This is a genomic window from Archangium sp. (assembly GCF_036388035.1).
Classification (GTDB): Bacteria; Myxococcota; Myxococcia; order Myxococcales; family Myxococcaceae; genus Archangium.
Window position 1 is genome coordinate 1 of sequence record NZ_DASVSO010000132.1, and the last position, 4143, is coordinate 4143.

At 71.5% G+C, this 4143-nt stretch carries 3 protein-coding genes; all 3 read right to left on the reverse strand.

Annotated features, from left to right (window positions below; translation table 11 throughout):
* Window positions 1–210: 210 nt before the first annotated feature.
* Window positions 211–2316, reverse strand: coding sequence for a BatA domain-containing protein (locus VF697_RS05890; protein ID WP_331092505.1), 2106 nt, complete (start codon window positions 2314–2316; stop codon window positions 211–213).
* Window positions 2313–3191 carry a DUF58 domain-containing protein gene (locus VF697_RS05895; protein ID WP_331092506.1) on the reverse strand — a complete coding sequence of 293 codons (879 nt, stop codon included), beginning with the start codon at window positions 3189–3191 and terminating at the stop codon, window positions 2313–2315. The genes VF697_RS05890 and VF697_RS05895 overlap by 4 nt, the downstream gene beginning before the upstream one ends.
* Window positions 3192–3200: 9 nt before the next feature.
* Window positions 3201–4143, reverse strand: a 943-nt coding sequence (locus VF697_RS05900) for a MoxR family ATPase (RefSeq protein ID WP_331092507.1), incomplete at its 5' end; no start/stop codon positions are given.

Below are 4143 nucleotides of genomic sequence, written 5' to 3' on the forward strand. Positions count from 1 at the left end.
CTCGTCGCATGCGAGCACGACACACTGGTCGGCACTCGGAGCTTCACACGCGGTGGTGCCGTCTCGCTCCGTGTCCTCCCACGCGCCCACTGGCGGGGATGTCGTGGCGCACGCGGACAGCAGCAGGATTGCGAGAGGGAACGAGAGCAGGAGTGGTCGGGTCACGGTGGCCTGGGAGTGTAGTGTCCTCCCAGGCCCGGGAGGATGCTGCTACTTGCGCAGCAGCGTGCCCTCGAAGAAGAAGGCCATGGCCGCGGCCACGATGAGCCACGTCCACAGGGGCACGGGCGGGCGCTCCGCGTCCGAGCTCGACGCCTTCACCGTCTCCTCACCGAAGTGCGCCGCGAGCGCGTCCTGCGGCAGCCGGCTCAGGTCGCTCTCGGCCGGGTCCAGCGTCGCCGCGAAGGCCAGCGCGGGCACCGGCTTGCCGTCCCCACCCAGCACCGAGAACGAGCCCGGCTGCTCCACCGGCCCCACCAGCACCGTGCCGTCCGGCTGGGCCTTGTGCGGTACGTCCGTGGTGCCATCCGGCGCCTTCACCGCCGCCACCGCCTGCCCGCTCTCGGGCCGCAGCGCGAGCGTCTCGCCCACGCGTACCTTCTGCTCCTCGCGCTCCTCCAGCGAGCCCGCGAGGTACGCCGCGAAGCGCTGCATCAGTGGCAGGAAGCTCGTGCGGATGGGGAAGTCGCTCCAGTCCCGGTCCACCGTGCTGGTGAAGAGCGCCACCCGGCCCTTGCCCCGTCGCGCCACCGCCACCGCCGGAGCGCCATCCGAGTACGTGGCCAGCACCTGGCTCGCGCCCTGCGCCGCGCCGCTCCCGTCCGCCTCCAGCAGCATGTACCGGTAGAAGCGCGCCCCCACGAGGCCCTCCTCGGCCCGGCCCGTGAAGGGCGCGAAGAGCGGGTGCTCCACCTTCACCTCCGCCAGCTTCGCCGCCTTGTCCTCGGCGTCCGGCTCCTCGCGCTCGGCGCTGGTGCGCACCAGTCGCAGGTGCCTCGGCAGCAGCGCGCCCAGCCGCGTGTTGTACGCATCCGGGTCCACGTGGTCGCCCACGCTGACGAAGAGGCCGCCACCGTTCTCCACGAAGGCCCGCAGCTTCGCCGCCTCCGCCTCCTCCGGTGCCGTCACGTTCAGCAGGTACACCAGGTCATAATTGGCGAGGTCCTCGCGCCACCCGGCCTCCGCGTCGCGCACCGCCACCTGCACCGGCGAGCCCGGCGCCGACAGGGCCGCCTCCATGAAGAAGGCCTCGTCCCGGTAGCGCGTGGCGTGCGGCGAGCCGTTCACCACCAGCGCCCTGAGCAGCCTCGGCACCGCCAGCACGAAGGCCCGCTGGTCGTCCGCGGCCAGCCCGTCCGGCGTCAGCGAGACGTGGCCCGACACCGTACCGCCCTGCTGGAAGCGCACCGTCAGCGACTTCTGCGCCGTGCCATGGGCCGGCACGTCCACGAAGCCCTTGCCCAGCGTGGCTTCACCCACGCGCACCAGGGCCTCCAGGTCCTTGAGCGGCGCCTCGCCGAAGTTCTTCACCGTGAAGGTGAACTGGAAGGCGCGCGGGCCCGCCTGCAGCGCCGGCTCCACCTTCAGGTCCACCAGGGCGTGGTTGGGCAGCGCATCCTTGCCGTTGGCCGCGTCGCGCAGCACCACCTCGGGACGCACCACCTCACCCGTGGGGCCCTTCACCGTCGGCGGCGGCGCCTCCAGGCGCACCGAGCCGGCCGTCAGGTCCGACACCACCACCAGGCGCTTGCCCGCCATGGGGCTCTCTTCCAGCGAGCGTGCCGCCAGCTCCAGGCAGCGCGACAGGTCCGCTCCCGCGTACGTGGGCTGGGCCTCGTCAATCGCCTGCCGCAGCTTCGAGCGGTCGAAGCCCGGCGCCGCGGGGGGCAGGGGCGAGCCCGTGCACACCAGCACCGTCGCGGGCTCCTCGGGGCGCAGGTCCGCCAGCGCGTCGCGCGCCTCGTCCCGGCCGCGCTCGAAGAGGGACGTCCCGTCCGACCAGCGCATGGACAGCGAGGCGTCCAGCACGATGGCCGTGGCCGCCGGGCCCTTCACCACCGCCGCCGCGTCGGTGTCCCGCCGCAGCTCCGGCCGAGCCAGCGCCACCGGCAGCGCCAGGAGGATGAGCGTGCGCAGTGCGTACAGCAGCAGCCGTTTGAGCTTGAGCCGGCTCGCGGTGCGCTTCTGGCTGCGCAGCACGAAGGCCAGCGGGCCGAAGGGGTGGGGCCGGGGCCGCCGTCTGTCGAAGAGGTGGACGAGCAGCGGAATCAGCGCCGCCAGCGCGCCCAGCAGCATCCACGGGTGCGCGAACGTCACCGGCGCCTCCCCCGCTTCCCGAGGAAGCGCAGCAGCACCTCGTCGAGTCGCTCGTCGGTGCGCACCAGCTCGTAGTCCACGTCCGCCTCCGCGCAGGCAGACTTCACGTTGGCCAGGAAGGCTCCGAACTCCTCCAGGTAGCTCTCCTTGATTTCACGCGGGTTCACCTCGATGCGGCCCTGGCCCTCCATGTCGAGGAAGAGCGTGGGGTCATCGAAGGGGAAGGTGAGCTCCGCCGGGTCCACCAGGTGGAACACCGCCACGTCGTTCTTGCGCTGGCGCAGCGCGAGAATCCGCTTCAGCGCGTCCTGGTTCTCGTCGAGGAAGTCCGAGAGCACGACGACGGAGGAGCGGCGCGGGAGCACCTCGGCGAGGTGGTCCGCCGCGGAGATGAGGTGGGTGCCACCGGTGGGCTGGGCGTTCTCGAGCGCCTCCAGCAGCACGTTGAGGTGGCCGGCCGAGGCGCGCGGAGGCACGTCCTGGAAGCGCCCGTTCGTCATCAGGGCGAGGCCGGCCGCGTCCTGCTGGCGCACGAGGAGGTAGCACAGGGCGCCGGCCAGGGTGGTGGCCACGTCCAGCTTGGAGAGCGCCCCGCTGCGGTAGCCCATGGAGGCGGAGGCATCCACCACCATGACGGCGCGCAGGTTCGTCTCGTGCTCGTAGCGTTTGACGTAGTACTTGTCGAACTTGCCGTAGGCCTTCCAGTCCAGGTGGCGCAGCTCATCGCCGGGCGCGTACTCCTTGTGCTCGGCGAACTCGACGCTCTGGCCCTGGTGCGGGCTCTTGTGGAGGCCGGACAGCACCCCCTCCATCACCGCGCGGGCGCGCAGCTTCACGCCCTGCAACCGGGCCAGTGTCTGGGAGTCCAGCAGCATGCGCGGCCGCTATCCCTTCACCAGCGCGACGAGCTGGTCCACCAGCTTCACCGAGGTGGTGCCCTCGCTCTCGGCGGTGAAGTTGGGCAGCACGCGGTGGCGCAGCACCGGGCGGGCCACCGCCTTCACGTCCTCCACCGAGGCCACGAAGCGCCCGTTGAGGATGGCGCGCGCCTTGGCCGCCAGCACGAGGTACTGGCTCGCGCGCGGGCCCGCGCCCCACGAGACGTTCTTCGCGATGAAGTCCGGCACCCCCGGCTCCTTGGGCCGCGTGTGGCGCACCAGCTCCACCGCGTAGCGCACCACGTGGTCCGGCACCGGCACCCGCCGCACCAGCGTCTGCAGCGCGAGGATCTTCTCGGGTGAGAGGATCTTCTCCAGCGAGGGCTGCGAGCCGCCGGTGGTGGACTTGACGATCTCCACCTCCTCCTCGGCCGTGGGGTAGCCCACGTCCACGAGGAACATGAAGCGGTCGAGCTGGGCCTCGGGCAGCGGGTAGGTGCCCTCCTGCTCGATGGGGTTCTGGGTCGCGAGCACATGAAAGGGTTTCGGCAGGTCGTGGCGCTCGCCGCCGACGGAGACGTGATGCTCCTGCATGGCCTGGAGCAGCGCCGACTGGGTACGCGGGCTGGCGCGGTTGATCTCGTCGGCCATGAGGAGCTGGGCGAACACAGGTCCGCGCACAAAGCGGAAGGAGCGCCGGCGATCCGCCGTCTCGTCCAGGATTTCCGAGCCCAAGATGTCGGACGGCATAAGGTCGGGCGTGAACTGGACGCGGCGGGCGTCGAGGCCGAGCACGGTGCCGAGCGTCTCGACCAGCTTGGTCTTGGCCAGGCCCGGCACGCCGACGAGCAGACCGTGGCCGCAGGCCAGGATGGTGATGAGCGTCAGGTCGACCACGTCCTCCTGGCCGAAGATGACGGAGTGGATCGCGTCGCGGGCACGCCCGATC